General features: G+C 43.7%; 11 protein-coding genes. 1 reads left to right on the top strand and 10 read right to left on the bottom strand.

Translation table 11 applies throughout. The features are described 5' to 3' along the window. From G7Y37_RS07535 to G7Y37_RS07555, 5 genes are all read right to left on the bottom strand, one after another. A partial coding sequence (locus G7Y37_RS07535) for a leucine-rich repeat domain-containing protein (protein ID WP_165062859.1) occupies positions 1-2,230 on the bottom strand: 2,230 nt, incomplete at its 3' end. Positions 2,231-2,406: 176 nt separating this feature from the next. Continuing rightward, on the bottom strand, positions 2,407-3,024 hold the full coding sequence (locus G7Y37_RS07540) for a hypothetical protein (protein ID WP_165062860.1): 618 nt from the start codon (positions 3,022-3,024) through the stop codon (positions 2,407-2,409). A 748-nt stretch (positions 3,025-3,772) separates the two neighbouring features. Continuing rightward, entirely contained in the window at positions 3,773-5,107 is a 1,335-nt protein-coding gene (locus G7Y37_RS07545) for a helix-turn-helix domain-containing protein (RefSeq protein ID WP_165062861.1), read from the bottom strand. Between the two features lie 635 nt (positions 5,108-5,742). Then, positions 5,743-6,978 carry a Fic family protein gene (locus G7Y37_RS07550; protein WP_165062862.1) on the bottom strand — a complete coding sequence of 412 codons (1,236 nt, stop codon included), beginning with the start codon at positions 6,976-6,978 and terminating at the stop codon, positions 5,743-5,745. A 182-nt stretch (positions 6,979-7,160) separates the two neighbouring features. Then, positions 7,161-8,339, bottom strand: coding sequence for an ATP-binding protein (locus G7Y37_RS07555; RefSeq protein ID WP_206214135.1), 1,179 nt, complete (start codon positions 8,337-8,339; stop codon positions 7,161-7,163). A 240-nt stretch (positions 8,340-8,579) separates the two neighbouring features. Here G7Y37_RS07555 and G7Y37_RS07560 point away from each other — a divergent pair, with 240 nt between their 5' ends. Further along, positions 8,580-9,695 (top strand): glycosyltransferase, encoded by a 1,116-nt coding sequence (locus tag G7Y37_RS07560; protein WP_165062864.1) that lies wholly within the window; start codon positions 8,580-8,582, stop codon positions 9,693-9,695. Positions 9,696-9,729: 34 nt separating this feature from the next. Here G7Y37_RS07560 and G7Y37_RS07565 read toward each other — a convergent pair whose 3' ends face one another. The 5 genes from G7Y37_RS07565 to G7Y37_RS07585 form a co-directional block, all read right to left on the bottom strand. Next, entirely contained in the window at positions 9,730-10,773 is a 1,044-nt protein-coding gene (locus G7Y37_RS07565) for an ATP-binding protein (protein WP_165062865.1), read from the bottom strand. Positions 10,774-10,937: 164 nt separating this feature from the next. Then, positions 10,938-12,299, bottom strand: a complete 1,362-nt coding sequence (locus tag G7Y37_RS07570) for an ATP-binding protein (protein ID WP_241156064.1) — start codon at positions 12,297-12,299, stop codon at positions 10,938-10,940. A gap of 444 nt (positions 12,300-12,743) precedes the next feature. Continuing rightward, positions 12,744-13,193, bottom strand: a complete 450-nt coding sequence (locus G7Y37_RS07575) for a hypothetical protein (protein ID WP_165062866.1) — start codon at positions 13,191-13,193, stop codon at positions 12,744-12,746. A gap of 50 nt (positions 13,194-13,243) precedes the next feature. Further along, a complete protein-coding gene (locus tag G7Y37_RS07580) occupies positions 13,244-14,623 on the bottom strand; it encodes a nitrate/nitrite transporter (protein WP_165062867.1) in 1,380 nt (459 codons plus the stop codon). Between the two features lie 117 nt (positions 14,624-14,740). Then, the gene (locus tag G7Y37_RS07585) at positions 14,741-16,072 is read right to left on the bottom strand and encodes a nitrate/nitrite transporter (protein WP_165062868.1); all 1,332 of its coding nucleotides are present in this window, start codon (positions 16,070-16,072) and stop codon (positions 14,741-14,743) included. Positions 16,073-16,087: the final 15 nt, after the last annotated feature.

Genomic DNA, 16,087 nt, shown 5'->3' on the forward strand with positions numbered 1-16,087 from the left:
TATGATTCTTTTCCCACACAGGTTTAACAGTACATCCATTTGGAATAGAGACAGCCCCATTCGCTCCGTTTTCTGTATAAGTTTTGCCGTTATATTCCCATGTATATCCTAGAAATGTCCAACCGGGGCGATTGCCTTCATATACAAAATTAGCTACATAAACACCATCTGCAGTATATGTCCGCATGTGTATCTGTTTGCCAGTAACTATAAACTCATAGAAAGTGTATGTAGTTGCTGCTGTAATATCGGTTACTGTTGCACTATCACCAGTCCCGAATTGATACTTCATCGGTGTACCGTCTGGATCAAAAGTGATATGAGTCTTTTCCCACACAGGTTTAACGACACTACCGTTTGGAATATTAATAATAGCGTCAGTAGATCCAACTGAAGTGTAAGTCTGACCATTACATTCCCAATTAAAACCTAGAAATGTCCAACCGGGGCGATTACCTTCATATATGAAGTCATATACATATGGATTACCGTTTACATCAAGTGTCCGCATGTGTATCTGTTTGCCAGAGCTAGTAACTATAAAATCATAAAAACTATAAGATGTAGCCGAAGCAATAGCGGTAATAGTGCAGTCAGGACTCCCAACATATCCATGGTGATATGTCATAGGGGTGTTATCTGGGTCAAACGTAATTGTATTACTACCAGCACGCGCTGCCATTGCAGCTAGAGGCTGTACCTGATAACTCCCTGTATCAGAAAGCGTTAAACGATAAGTTGAAGTAGTCGGAGTAAAAGACGCTGGAACAAGCTCAACATCTTCACTTATATAATTACTTGCAGATACCTTCTCAAATTCAAAGCTAATAGAGGCTTCAACATTAGTAGATCCTTCTTGCTTAGCTTCTACTATGCCTTCTTGATTAACCGACAATGGCTTTGCTTTGTAAAAATAATTAACTTCAAAACCTTCTGGCGCCTTTAAGTAACCCCCGTTGTCAAACAGATTTACACTTTGCCCTTCTTCTAAAGTAACTGGCTCATCTGTTACTTTTACACCGTAGGGCAGCAGATGATTGTTCGACGCAGGAGCACCTAAAGTCCATGCGTATGCTTCATTTTCGTTATATGGAACATATACTTTAACGTTGGCATTTCCAGAAAGCGCCGCCGCGCCTACCTCCGGAATATCTCCTAAAGCAAGTACAGTTTCAAGATTAGGACTGTTAGCAAACGCATAATCTCCAACAGATTCCACAGTGTCAGGCAAAACCACAGTATTAGCTGCTACCGCCGAGAAAGCATAATCGCCTATAGTGCGCAGTCCACTTGTTATGTCTATCGCAACAAGATTGTTGCATCCTGCAAAAGCAGAATTATCAATGTCGGTAACGCTGCCGGGAATTGATATCGCTTTTAGATTGGTGTTATTTGCAAAGGCGCTATCGCCAATGCGTGTTATGCCACTTGGAATGCTTATGGTTTCAAAAGAGGTCTGATCTATAAATGCGCTATCGGCAATTTCCGTTACAGCATAACGCACGCCGTTTATCTCTCCATATTCCGGAATGCGTAAATCAGATGGTGCCTGCGCGTTTTCTGCACCGCCATCCCAGCGCACACCCAGCGTAAAGTTATCCAAGAGAGTAAATGCAAAACCTGCTTTGCCTTCCACGGGCACTATTTCTTGCCCAACCTTGGCGCCTTCAGAGAAATTGGTGAACCCAGCTTCTTCCCAAGCTGTCCTCCAAGCGTGCGCTTCCTCTTCCGTGCTGCCGTTTATTACAACTTTTGCATTGCTAACTGTCGCTTCGTTAAAGGAGTTAATCTTGATAGTTTCTGCTTTAGCTGCGTCCTCAGACAAGAGAAGGTGCGCGGCTCCGCCTGTTGCAATTTCTAAAACCGCACCGTTAACAACAATAGTAGAAATATCAGCGTTGCTTACAAATGCACCTTCAGCAATTTTTTGGCATTCAGCTGCAATATTCACAGTTGAGCCTATGCCCGCAGGTGCCGCAATTAGTTCGGTTTTATCAGCGTTATATAAAATACCGTTTTCCGAGGTGAGGGACTCTGAGCCAGTGCTCCCCGCGAAAGATATGGTCGAAAGCTTGATGCATCGGGAAAGAACACAAGCAGGGACATTGACCAATGAATCGGGGAGCACGGCATTACCCCCCATCCCCTCGGGAACGAGGATGAGGCTAGTAAGATCTTGCGTGAAGATCATGCCGTTATAGGTTGAGTAATTGGGGTTGTCTTCCGCCACCTGAACAGACTCTAGGTTGGGGAACAACTGAAAGAACGCGGGGTCGATGCTGGTTACGCCCGCCGGAATAGAAATGCTGGTTACACCCGATGCCTTAGCATCGTTTGCGAAATATTCAACTACATATGGAAATGAGGGCTCATCTGATTTTGCTTGCGCGTCAGCGCTCGAATTTTTTAGCTCAGAATTGCACCCCCCCCCAATAATTTTTTCAAACTAGTAACTGGATATAATTTGCCACCACATGCCACTTGAGATGGAACAACAATGTTGCCAGATGCCAAATTGCTGCCCAAACCCACTAGCGACACAGTTTTTTCATCGGGATTAATACGATACGTTAACCCGCCATATTCGATATTGCCTACCACAATAGGCTCAGCAGTACCCACGGGAACACTAGCCGATACGCGCCCGATTGTGTCGGCGGTGTAAACAGGAGATGCGGTAGGTGCAGCTGTGTTATTTGCAGCGTTTACGTTAGCGTTCGCGCCTGCATCAGCTTCTGCAGAACCTTCAGTAACGTCGCCAGCATCCACATCAGATTGCTGAGCAGATGCATCATTAGATGACGCAGATGAAGCTGTTTCGCTTGCAGCGGATTCGCCGCCTACGCTATTGGCATCCGATCCCTCATCGAAACCACTCTGAGCATTACCAGAGATAGCCATATCTTGATTTATCTGCTCGGTAGCAAACGCCATTGCGCCAGCCGATATTAAACCCGACGCTAATGCGAATACAAGAATAGATGAGGTTACAATACCCCTGAGGGTCTTCCTTGGTGTTTTCATCTTAGCCGTCCCTTGCCACTTGAAAACTATGTTTTGCGCTTATCCGGCTTATCGCCGTACTTTTCCCTTTGTTGCACTGTGTCCTTAACGGACAGCAGAAAGTAAACTCGTATTTAAGCTAGATTTCAAGTGGTTTCACATTTTTCGCACAATGATTTTTTGGTAGCAATTTCTAGACTTAACTGCAACCCAACTGCAATTCTTCCTAGAGTAACTGCAGAAAAGTTGCGCCTAGTTTGAAGGACGATTAAGCACTTACAGCCCAAAGAACTAATTGCATAACGCCCAATTACAAGCTTGCAGAAAGTTTTTTACGGAAAAGTGGTCAAAACTTCCAGCTTTCCACTGTGAAAAGCGCAAAATAGCGCCTATAGATGCACCCCCAAATGCTGTTTGCCCAGTGTTCTCCACAATTCAAGCCAGCTATATGGCAATCCGACCGTGGAAAGTCGGAAGTTTTGACCATTTTTGTCAATTTATTTCTCTCGCTACGCATTTCTGTCAATCCGCTTTCCGTTTGCTTGCCCGAGATGCGCCTGTTTCAACAATTCATAGCAAACGCTGCTTTCGCACCACCGGCGGAAAGCGCATCTTTTACGATGAGCACCGAATCATACTGCTCTAATCTATAGTTTCGAACATGGTCGAAACTGTGAAGCAATTTGGTGATTGTTTCTATTGCGGCAGAAACCCTGCAGTGAAAACAAACATTTCAGGGCGCGGTAACTTCGCAACTTAGCTGCAATTCTTAAGAAGATATAACAAGAATGCGCTCTATGCGCTTATTGATTAATTGCTTTATATATGGGATGCGCTGTTCCAATGCGGGGTTTAGTGCAAAAATTTGCTCTACTTCCTCGGCAAACCCCTCAAGAGCATTTGCATTGAACCAAGAATAATCGCTGACTAAGCGCAATTGCTGATTAGGGTCGTCATAAAAAGGCTTGGTTGTGAATGAAAGATCTCCACCTGCAAGCGCACCACTCGTCTTCTCGTTTAAAAGACTACTGCCAGTGTCAAAAAGCGGCGCAGGGCGGTATTCCATCGTTTCAACATTTCTAACTAATCCAAAGTTACGCAAATGTCTATCTGTGTTCCCTAGCAAATCATCCGTTACAATCATTTTGGCAAGCGCTACTTCTGCATTTTCCACTTTTAATCGAGAACAGCATTCCAAGTAATGCTGGTAAGTGCTGCAATTCATCGCTTTGCGTTTCGTCTTCATTACGTAATAGGCAGGGATATATTCTTCCTCGTCACTTATAAAAACCTCACAAAGAGACACAGTTTCGCCGTCGGGCAGCAATTCTAACCGATATGAAACGTAATCTTCGGGAGCAAGAAGCCGCCGATATAAACACGTTGCAGCAATTTCATTGTAGGGCTCTTGATTAAGAGATGTGCCCCCTTTTATAAGCGTGGGAACGCCATCAATTCGCACCCATCGCTTAGGGAGCTGCCCTTCAGACGTATTGTCTGGAGATTCTAATCCAACCTGCTCAAGCCAGTCTCCTGATAGCATTTCTGGAAATGTATTTTTGAAGTAATTGATCGAATGCCAATCAAGATTCATTTCTTTTGGGCGAATCCAATACTGGTCGGAAAGGGAAAGCCCTAAACTTTTGAAGGGAAGTCGTGTGGGGTCGGAAAGACCAAGCGTTGCCAATTTGGCTTCCATGCCAGACCGCGATAGAGGAATTGAACGGTGCTTCCACCAATACGTAAGCGCACTTAAAGACACTTTTTTACCTTGCGGAGACATTAATCCCAAAGGAGCTCGTGACGGATCTATGATTTGCGTTACCTCTGTAAATTCGTCGGAAAAATTGTCGTATACGAATTCGAAAACTTCATGGTTTCGGTTCATTAATGTAAAAAACCTAGGGTCTTCTTTAGATCTTTTGGGAGGGCGCCCGGGGGAAGGAAGCGATTCGGCGCGCGCCTCTACCGCATCTTCGTCTACAAAATATCGCCCTGCTATCATTTCAGCAGGAAGCATTCCTTCTTTTATCAACTGATGGACGCGTGTTGCGCTAATGCCAAGTTTCTGCGCGCATTGTTTGACCGTATATTCGAAAGCCATAATTCCACCTAAAATAGGTTTCTATAAAACCTTGAAATTCATCAAGGTTTTATAGAAAAGTTTAGTTTCCAAATAAATATTTAGCAATAGAAACAAATTTTCTTGACTGATTGCAATTTTAATCCGGACAGACACAATCGCAATTCGTTCGCGACTCAATATGCAACTTAGCTGCACCCCAACTGCAATTCTTCCTAGAGTAACTGCAAAAAGTTGCGCCTAACTTGAAGGACGATTAAGCACTTACAGCCCAAAGAACTAATTGCATAGCGCCCAATTACAAGCTTGCAGAAAGTTTTTTACGGAAAAGTGGTCAAAATTTCCAGCTTTCCACTGTGAAAAGCACAAAATAGCCCCTATAGATGCATCACCAAATGCTGTTTGCCCAGTGTTCTCCACAATTCAAGCTGCCTTCATGGCAATCCGACCGTGGAAAGTCGGAAGTTTTGACCATTTTTGTCAATTTATTTCTCTCGCTACGCATTTGAAGCTTTGAAACTTAACGAGATTGATTGCAATCGCAATATGGACATGCACAATCTTAATCTGGACGGGTGTTCAGGAGTGCTCAGATTAAGAATTCAATTAACACTGGATTTTTCGCTTCGGTTCATCGATGCAAAAAATTCATCCGTTCACGCATCTCTTTCAGTACCATCCAAATATTGTTCAAAGAAATTATCAGTGAGAGCAAAGGTTACGGGATTTCTTCCTCTTACTTTTTTTACCACTTGATCTTGGATGAGCTTACTCAAATATTTTCTGGTCTGCTGGAGGCTTACCCCGATCAAATCTGAAAGATTTTGCAAAGGAATATCTTTAAACATGCCAAATTCATTTTGTTGTGCCAACGCAAAAATTAAAGTCATCTCTTTAGTTTTATATCCAAAACTTTTTTGTATACCAGACATAGCATTTTCAAGTTGCTCATAACGTACTGTTCCGCGCTCCAAACGATCGATCAGTTCGCTTTGCGCATCAAATATGAACTCAAGCATAGTAAATACAAAAAAAGTAAGTTCAGCTTTATTAAGGCGATCCTCTGTAATTTTAAACGCCTTATAGTAAGCATCCTTATTTTTCGCGATTACACGAGAAAGAGACAAGGCAGTAGGCTTTGATAATGATTTTTCCAGCCAAAGAGACAACAGGTATCTTCCAGTACGACCATTACCATCGTAAAAGGGGTGAGCGTATTCAAAAATGTAATGGGCTGCAATTGCCCCGTATATGGAAGGCATTTCTTCTGTATAAGCTATTCGGAGCATTTTTTCCATTGCATTTACTATTTCGTCTTCGGGATATAGACCGCTATGAACTTCTTCTAGTCCATTAGAAACATACACTCGATCCTTTCTGAATAACCTGCCATCAGGTTTTTCTTTCATCACCTCCCCATCCATAACCTTGTCATAGATATCCCTAATATCATCTGGCTTGGTAGGAAGATTTGGAACAGAAAAGGTCATATCAAGATATAGTCGTGCAAATTCGCGAAAACGTCTAACCTTTCCGCTCTCGTTAGAACTTCGCAATGCTTCTTCTATTTGCCGCCTAGTGCTATGAATATTCTCTACGGAATTACTGCTAATCACCTCATCAAATACGAGGCTTCTTAATACTTCATCGCCGGCAATTCCGGGCAATTGTTGCATGAGCTTTGAGATTTTTCTTTCCCTTCTAAGCACTCGTTCAAAAAGCGTTGTCATTTCGCTGGGCACGGCTATAAAAAGGGAACCGTGGGTTGTGGAAAAATCCAATTTAAACGTAGAAGAAGAATTGAATCTTTCAGTAAACTCTTTTTCGAGAGCCTCGTTTGGATCAGATTGTTCTGCGCGATAGTAGACTTTTCTTAACTCGGCGTAATTCATATAAATCCATTCTTAAATATAATTAATAGATTTAAAAAGTCCATTAATTATACTATTTTCCAGATTTATATAATTAACGCAAGTCTTCAATATCTCAAATTATCCAATTGAGAGTATTGAAGCAGAAGATTTCAGGTTGAACCGAACGCTGCGGCTGATTGTGGTTGACCGCAATTGAATCGTTAGAAAGTGACAATCATAAGCCAATCCCTAGCTGCAACCACCTTGCAATCTTTTGCTCTATAGCTCGAATCCACCCGCGCAACAACAAACCTGTTGTCTTGATCTATACCAAGTTCATCGCAAACGGCACTTAAGTGTTTCGCATACTTATCGTGGTAGGTGCGAGAAGATTTAATCTCTATAGCTTGACGCTTGTCCGAATAAGTAAAATCGAGCAAGTCTATCTCACGCTTGCTATCATCGCGATAAAAGTAAATCTCTGGCTGCTTTCCGACGCCAAGATGCCGTTTCATCGTCTCTGCCACTATAAGGTTTTCAAAAATGGCGCCAAAAAATGGACTATCTATCAATTGCGATACCGTCTCAATTTTCAAAAGATGGCAAAGTATACCAGTGTCATAAAAATAAAGTTTGGGTGCTTTGGTAAGACGCTTTTTCGTATTTGTATGGTAAGGATGAATGGTGAATGTAAGATAACTTGACTCCAATATCGATAACCAGCCCTTTATGGTAGGAACGGAAACTCCCGTATCCCTCGACAAAGAAGCTACATTAAGAAGATTTCCGGCATTCTGAGCACAAATCGTAAGCAGATTGCGAAACGAAGCCTTGTTACGCACATCAAGCAATTCCGCAACATCGCGCTCAACATAAGTGTCGATATAGCTTGGAAAGTAAACCGAAGGCGGAATATCAAGATCGTGCAATCTAGGATATCCACCCTTCAAGACAAATTCGTCTACATCAAGCATTCCAGCGCTTGAATTCTGCAATTCCCAAAACGAAAGAGGAAGAAGTTTAAGAAGTCCAACGCGCCCAGCAAGTGACTGAGTGATGCTTTTCATCATAAGAAAGTTCTGCGATCCTGTAAGAACATATTGCCCGGGCTCTTCGCGCTCGTCAGATACAACCTGAATCATCGAGAAAAGGTCGGGAGCGTACTGAGCTTCGTCAATAATAAGGTGCGAATCTCTGTTGCGAATGAAACTTACTGGATCCTCAAGCGCCGATGCTCTCGTCTGTGGGTCTTCAAGATTAACATACAAAAAGTCAGGAAAGATCTTTTTTGCAAGCGTAGACTTACCGCTCTGTCTAGGACCAGTCAGAGAAACAACAGGAAACCACTCTGCCATGTTTCTTAGATGCGCTCCAAGTGTTCTGTGAATGAAATCTCCCAATTGACTACCTTTCCGCAAGGGCAAACCATCAATATTTGCCAGAAATCAATAGGTATAAATTACCATAATCTGAAAGTAGAAATGACCATAATCATAAAGTAGGAATTACCGTAATCGAAAAGTAGGAGCAACCATAATCGCAAAGTTACCGCAATCATACAGTTTGCCATCGTCTGGAATAGCTTTAGAGGATATTTAACAAGGATTTTCGGGCACCAATAGTTGATACAATACTTCGGTATGAATAAAAACTCGAACACATTGCCTGCTACCGACACCCTTACCACCATGGTTAGCGTTATTGTGCCGGTGTTTAATGCTGCGCAAACACTTGAGCAATGCCTAGATTCTATTCTTGCGCAAACACATAAGCAGCTAGAAATCGTATGCATTAACGATGGCAGTACCGACAATTCGGCAGCGCTATTAGATGCCTACGCCCAGCACGACAACCGCGTATGCGTGCACCACAAAACCAATGGCGGATACGGTAGCGCTTGCAATTTAGGGCTTGCCAAAGCGCGCGGAAACTGGATCTCTATTGTAGAGCCCGATGACTGGATTGAGCCGCGAATGTATGAATCTATGCTTACTTTTGCTGCCTCTTTCAGCGCTCAGATAGACATTATCAAAACCCCTTACTGGCGTATTGTCGAGCCCGACACGCCGCATCAGCGCAAACTTCCATGTCGATACGCTGGTCGCATCCATCCGCCTTGCCAGCCTTTCCAAATTGCTGAAGCTACACGAATCATGCGCCACCATCCCTCCATTTGGTCGGCGCTATACCGCAGCGATTTTCTAAAAGAGCACGAAATTCGTTTTCCCGAAATACCCGGTGCGGGCTGGGCAGACAACCCGTTTCTTATAGAAACGTTGTGTCAAGCCAAAAACATCGTATATTTAGATGAGGCTTTCTATTGTTACCGCGAAGATACAGAAGACAAAAACGCTGCATTCGCGCAAAAAAACCCTATGATGGCGTTCGAACGCTGGCACGACATTACCGACATACTAGAGCGCCTAAACGTTACCGATTCTGAAATATGGTCTATCCAGTATAAGCGCGCTTTTCGCTACTTTGGCATAGTGGAGAAAGCTGTTGGTTTGGATGCGCCGGGCATACGCGCAGCTGCACTTGCCATGTTTGAGCGCATGAACCCGGAAGGCGTATATGCCGAACCGGACATTTCGCCCGCTCAAAAGCAATTTTTCGCTCAAATGCGCGGTCTTCCTGCGCCGAAAACTAATCAGCTTCAATATGCAGCGTGGCTTGCGCGCGAAGGCGTGGCAGAGCTACGCCAAACCGACCTGCGCCAAACGCTTCAACTAATAAAAGCCCGCATAAAACACTAAGACGATAAGTCTATAGGCAACATCGTGCCTAGTTTTACACCGTCAATGTGTCTATGGGTATTACGTAAATTCCATCCTCTTTTCTCTGGCGTGCATATTCGCCTTTCCCTACCAAAATAGCCATAAATTCAGGTTCAGAATTTCGGGCAGCAGGATTCGCTGTTATTTTCGCACGTAAACGTTGCAAGTTTTTAGCAGCCTCGTCTACTTTCGATTCTCCTAGTTTTATTTCTATGGCAGCCCATCTACCATCGCGCAACTCTATTATGACGTCTACATCCAAACCATCACTATCGGAATAATAGTAAAGAGGCCTAGCGGATGCCTCCGGCAAAAGGCTGGCGTATACCCATAAATCATGAATACATAGCGATTCAAACAGTACGCCAAATACTTGCCCCTCTTCTAAAAGACGATTTGGGTTCAGCGACAACAGCGCTGCGCCTAATGAAGGGTCATCAAAATAACGCTTAGGCTTTGTACGCACGCGCGATTTTGCTTTAACAGGTGCATCCCAACCATGCAATTCGTCCAAAAAATAATTCATTGAGAATTCAGTAAGGTAATTCGATATTGTTTCCTCAGTCAATGCTCTTTGCTTGCCCATGGCAGCATCGTTTGCAATAGTCTTTAAAGTAGCGCTTGTACCTAAGTTTCTAGCCAGCGACTTAGCTATTCGCCTAGCCGTTGTTGAATTTTTACCGGCCTTTCTCAGGCTTATATCGAATAACACATCTAGGTAATCTTCTATAACGTATTTGCTATCAACGCATCGGTTTTTGTTCTGAAGTGCTGGCCAACCACCTCGACATATTATTCTTGCAATATCTTCAAGACCCATGTTTGATTTCTGCGGCTCGAATTCTCCCTGAAATAACCCAGCCAAAGAAACTGACTTATTGGATTCTTCTGTTTCGGTCATCGTCATAGTGCGCATGCGAACCCTACCAATTCTGCCTGCACCACTATGCCTAGCTTCGTCTTTAGGCGGAGTAGAAGACCCTGTTAATATAAATTGCCCTGCAGAATTTGCCATATCATCTATGCGGTGACGCACAATATTCTTGCGCAAACACATAAACAGCTAGAAATTGTATGCACTAACGATGGCAGTACCGACATAAAACACTAAGGTTTTGAATGCCGCAACGTGCCAATCTTGTTTTCAAAGAAATTGAACCGAGATTCTCTAGCATAAAATGCACTCAGATTGCTTAATTTGAGGTCAGGATTCGATTGCACCTATAAACAGAAAGACATATAAAGTGGCACAAAGAAGCGATCTCCTTCTTTCTTAAGCACACGCGGACTCAGAACAAATTCCGTTCCAACACGTTTGTTAAATTTCGCCTTGAATTTGTCTAGAGATTTGGTGCTGAAGCGCGTTGATGACTTCACTTCTACAGGGCTTACGCGCTGTTTGAAAGCAGCATTTTCATATTCGCGCACTAAGAGAAAGTCTATCTCCATAGTCTCCTGACTCTTTGCCTTATCGCGCCGAGAATAGAAGCGTAGTCGATGCCCGTTAACCGCAAGCTGCTGCGCCACTATGTTTTCCGTCAACATGCCTTCGTTGATATTAAGCTTGCCGAAAAGAACATTTTGGTACAGTTCATTACTCGTTTTTCGACGGTCCCCAAAAGCCATAGTTGCTAGAAGACCAGTATCACATAAATAGCATTTCAGATTATCTTCTTCAGCCGAAAGATCGAGCCCCACTGTCGGGTCCGTCACATTAAGACAAGTGTTAACCATGTGCGCATCAGCCAGCCAGAAGAAAGCTCCGGCGTATTCGCGATAGCGAGCGTTCTTATGCGCGGCGGCTAACGTAAATTTCTTCTCATGTTTAGCAAGCTGACCGGGCACCGCATTGAAAATAGCGGTTGCACGCGAAGCATCGTCACCACCAAATTTCATAATATCTTCGCGATAGAGATTCAAGATGCGCCTCTTTGTAGCATCAACCACTGCAAAATCGTTACTCTCAAGATAGGAATTTACTGATTGAGGCATCCCTCCCACAAGAAGATACTCCCGCCAAATCTGTCCCGCCCTTTTGTGAAGCGCTTCAGGAAGCGGCTTCTTACTGACAAACGCGTCTGCGATTAGGGCGGCAAGCTGTTCATCGCCTCGCGCCCAAAGAAACTCTTCGAAATCGAAAGGCCACAACTCAACTTTGTCCTCTTCGGAAGGAATTATGATATCCTCCACATTCTTCTTTATTGAGATGAGCGAACCTGTTTCCATATAGTCGTAGCGTCCATCAGCCACAAGCTGTTTAATAAAGCTACGAGCCACAGGAAAACGCTGTACTTCATCAAAAACGATCAGAGCGTCACGTTCTTTTAATCGAACGCCGTAATACGCAAGCAGATATTTGAAAAACTCGTCAACATTATTGCGATAATCGTTGAAAATGGATTTCACCGCTTCAGGTGCAGTTTCGAAATTGATGAGCAACGATGAGGCATACTCGTTATGAGCAAATTCCTCTGCAAGCGTACTCTTTCCCGTGCGCCTCGCGCCTTCAATAAGCACGGCAGACTTTCCGTTGCCTTTCTTCCATTCTAGAAGCAATTCGTAGGCTTTTCTTTTGAAAATCATTATATGCCTCTTTACTGGGTGTACTCACGAAATGGGAAGTAAAGCATAGCGAATTTATCACGAAATGTGAAGTTAATATTTACTTGTATATCACGAAATGGGAAGTTAACGTTGATTGATTAATGCCATTTTCAACTAATAAAAGTCGCATGAAACACTAGGGTTGCATTATTCTTCACATCAGCATAGCTTATTAGTCAACTATTTATGAAAATCGATTACACAGCATCGTAGGAATTATTGTTGCAATCGTATTTGGAACAAGTCCTTCTTTTGTGCATCAACTAAGCCACATTGAACGGATATTCTTTAACCGATAACAATAATTAGAATAACCACATCACTAAAAACTTACCGTTATGCGGGTTGCACAAAACCATAGATGATGTTGACTGTTTATTTCTCATCCATATTGCACAACCCGCTATTCGTTTTTGGTAGCACCTATTTTTTGAACACGGAAAGCATATTGTTTAGTTTCGCGTATCGGCGCTCCTTCTTTTTAGCGCAGTAAATATCCTTGTTTTCGAGCGCCTTCTTGCGAAAGTTGCTATAAACTTCCTGAGGCACTTCTTCCTCAAGTTCGGCTGCGCGCCGAACTTCATCCACATTGTTTGTCAGCCGCTTAGCCTCCTTTAGTCTGGAAAGAGGTACATATATGTTCACGCCGTAATTCTCGTTACGACGTCGCGGCATCATTACCGATAAATACGGATGATTCTCTTTCATAGATCCCAACGGCTTGCCATAAAGAGGCAAGTTGGCTTCCCGGAAAATATATGCCATACCATCGTATTCCCACTGCATTTTAATGTTCTTCAGAAAAGTCCACTCAGTATTTTCAAACTTTTCCAAATCATCCATTGTGGTGAATCCTCTGCGATACTGCGCCATTGTTAACCTCTCCTTGCCGAAACTATGTCTGCCGTTGAAGCCTGACTAATCTAATTCGCATCCACTTCCGATTTAGCATTTCTGCTTGCCATAACTTTCATCTTTGGAAGCGTCATGGCGATAACGGCACATATAATCATGGTCACTCCGACGAACAATGCAGAAATCGTCACGTCTCCGCCTCCGGCATCAATCAAAATACCCACAATCCAAGGACCTAGATAACGACCAATAATAGACAAGGTACTTATAACGCCCGTGCCTGTTCCACGAATGTCAATTGGGAAACAATCGCCAGCAGACGATAAGAACACCGGAGTTACAGCAATGCACCCAGTAAGCAAGAATACAAACAGATAGCATATCCACAAATCCGGAGAGTTCTGCAAAACGAAATAATAAATAATGGTGAAGATTCCGCAAAGCGCAGTACCAACAGCAATCACGTTCTTACGCTCGAATTTGTCGGACAGTGGACCCCATATGAAAATGAAGATAATGGCACCTATACCGCCAAATGTTGCAGATAAGCCCGCCTGAACCGTATCGAATCCGATAGATGCAATCATTGCTACAAAATACGTGGTGAATACCATGTATCCAAGCTGATAGATTATATACATTATGCTGTAATGCCACGTTATCTTCATGCCAAGAACCCGCAGCCATGCGCTTTTTGTCTTAGTCGGCGCAACAGCATCTCCTTGTGAAGCCGCCTTGTCACCATGAGCATTAGCCGCCTCAGGTTCAACAGGCTTAATGGATGGAGCAGCCTGCGTACCTTTGGGCGCACCCCAAGGCTCCAGACCATAATCAGCCGGATCATTACGAGCGCACAGCCAAATAATCAAAGCGATAACCGCAACAACAATTCCGATATAAAGAAATCCCTTTTCCCATCCGATGTTGACGATAAGAGTTGGGATAAACAATCCTATCAAGATAGAAGCAATATTTCCGCCGGGAGTAATAAGCGACATTGCAAAGCCCTGTTTTTCTGGCACAAACCACTTTCCGACCAGCTTGGGAAGTGTAGCCATATAAAGACCCGCGCATCCAAAGCCCGCAATAGACCAGATTACGATGGCAAAAATCAGACCGTAATGTGCAAACAATCCAAACAGAATCATTCCCACAGCAGCAAGTGCAGCTGATGCGGTAAGCGCAATACGCGGTCCGAAGCGGTCTGCCATGCGCCCCCATACGAAACCAAAACCTGCATAAAATATGGTAAACCATGAAGTTATTAGAGCAACTTCTGCATAAGTTAGACCCATGCCTTCCCTAATAAGCTCTAGCGAAACACCGGGCACACGTTGTGCAGCCAACACAATGAACTGCGAAAGAAAGCCCGCCAAACACACAAGGAAGGCATAGTAACCTTTGCTGCGCTTCTTCTCAATACTTGCAGTTGTTTCTCTCTCAAGCATTCCTTCCTCCTTTTTCAAATTATTGCCTGCTACGTTCCCGCAGCAGGCAATACCGTAATTGTCAAAAGAACGGCTTTCCCTCGCGCAATACGAGGGAAAGCTATCGGCTGCTATAAGTTACGAGTTAGCTGCAGCTGTTCCACGCATCTTCGGAAGAGTAATCGCTATAACAGCAGCTATACCCATCGAAATAGCCACTATCAAATAGGCGTATCCGATGTTGCCAGCAGTAGCATCAATAGCAATACCCGCTATCCATGGACCCAAATAGCGCCCAATAATGGTAAGTGTGCTTACCACACCAGTACCGGTGCTTCGTATTTCTGCAGGATAGAGGTCGCCGCCAATGGAAAGAATAACCGTGGTAATGCCAGTACAAGCTGTAATAAGAGCAACGAAGAAATAGCAAAGAATAAGCGAAGGCTGACCTTGTAACGAAATGAAGTAAGCAAGACTGAGTACTGCACAAAGCGCATTAGCTATAAATAACACATATTTGCGCTCCATATGATCAGACATGTTTCCCCATATCTGAATAAATATTATGGTAGCTATACCGCCCCACGTCATAGCCAATCCAGCCTCAGCAAGACTGAATCCGACATATTGAATAGACGCAGTATAGTACGCAACCGTAACCATGTAGCCAAGCTGCCAAATGATATACATTATTGCGAAATGCCACGTGCGACCCATCTTAAGAACTTGTATGTATTTATTCTGACCAGAATGCTGAACGGGCTTGTCTTCAGCCTTCGCACCAGACTCAGCCTCGACAACTTTCGGCTTAGGAGCAGCCTGAGTGCCAACAGGAGCACCATACGGAGCAAGACCGCGCTCTTCAGGGCTTTCTTTTACACATATTGCAATAAATACCGCTATAACCGCAAAAAATATACCCACATAGATAAAACTTTGCTGCCAACTGGTATTGGCAATAATGGTTGCCATAAATAAACCTATTAAGATTGAAGCAACATTACCACCGGGTGTGATTAGAGCCATTCCGAAGCCGCGCTTCTCAGGAGCGAACCATTTTGCAACGATCTTGGGAAGCGTGGCCATGAACAGACCTGCGCATCCGAAACCAGCTACGCACCAGACTATAATCGCAATAATTAGACCATATTGAGCAAATAAGCCGAAGAGTATGGTTCCGATAGCCGCGAATGCCGAAGCTAAAGTAAGCGTTTTCTTCGCACCTATTCTGTCGGCAAGACCGCCCCATATAAACGATGCACCAGCATAGAACACCGTAAACCATGAAGTGATCAAACCAACCTCGGCGTAAGAAATATTTAATGTGCCTCTTATCAGCTCAAGAGACAGCGCCGGAAGACGCTGACAGCCGAGCACAATGAATTGGGTAAGGAATCCCGCAAGACAGATTATGAATGCGTAATGAAATTTACCCTTGCTGCTCGGTTGTTCGGTTGTTTGAGCAAGCATGTTTTCCTCCTCGTA

Source organism: Adlercreutzia sp. ZJ154, assembly GCF_011039055.1.
Classification (GTDB): Bacteria; Actinomycetota; Coriobacteriia; order Coriobacteriales; family Eggerthellaceae; genus Adlercreutzia_A.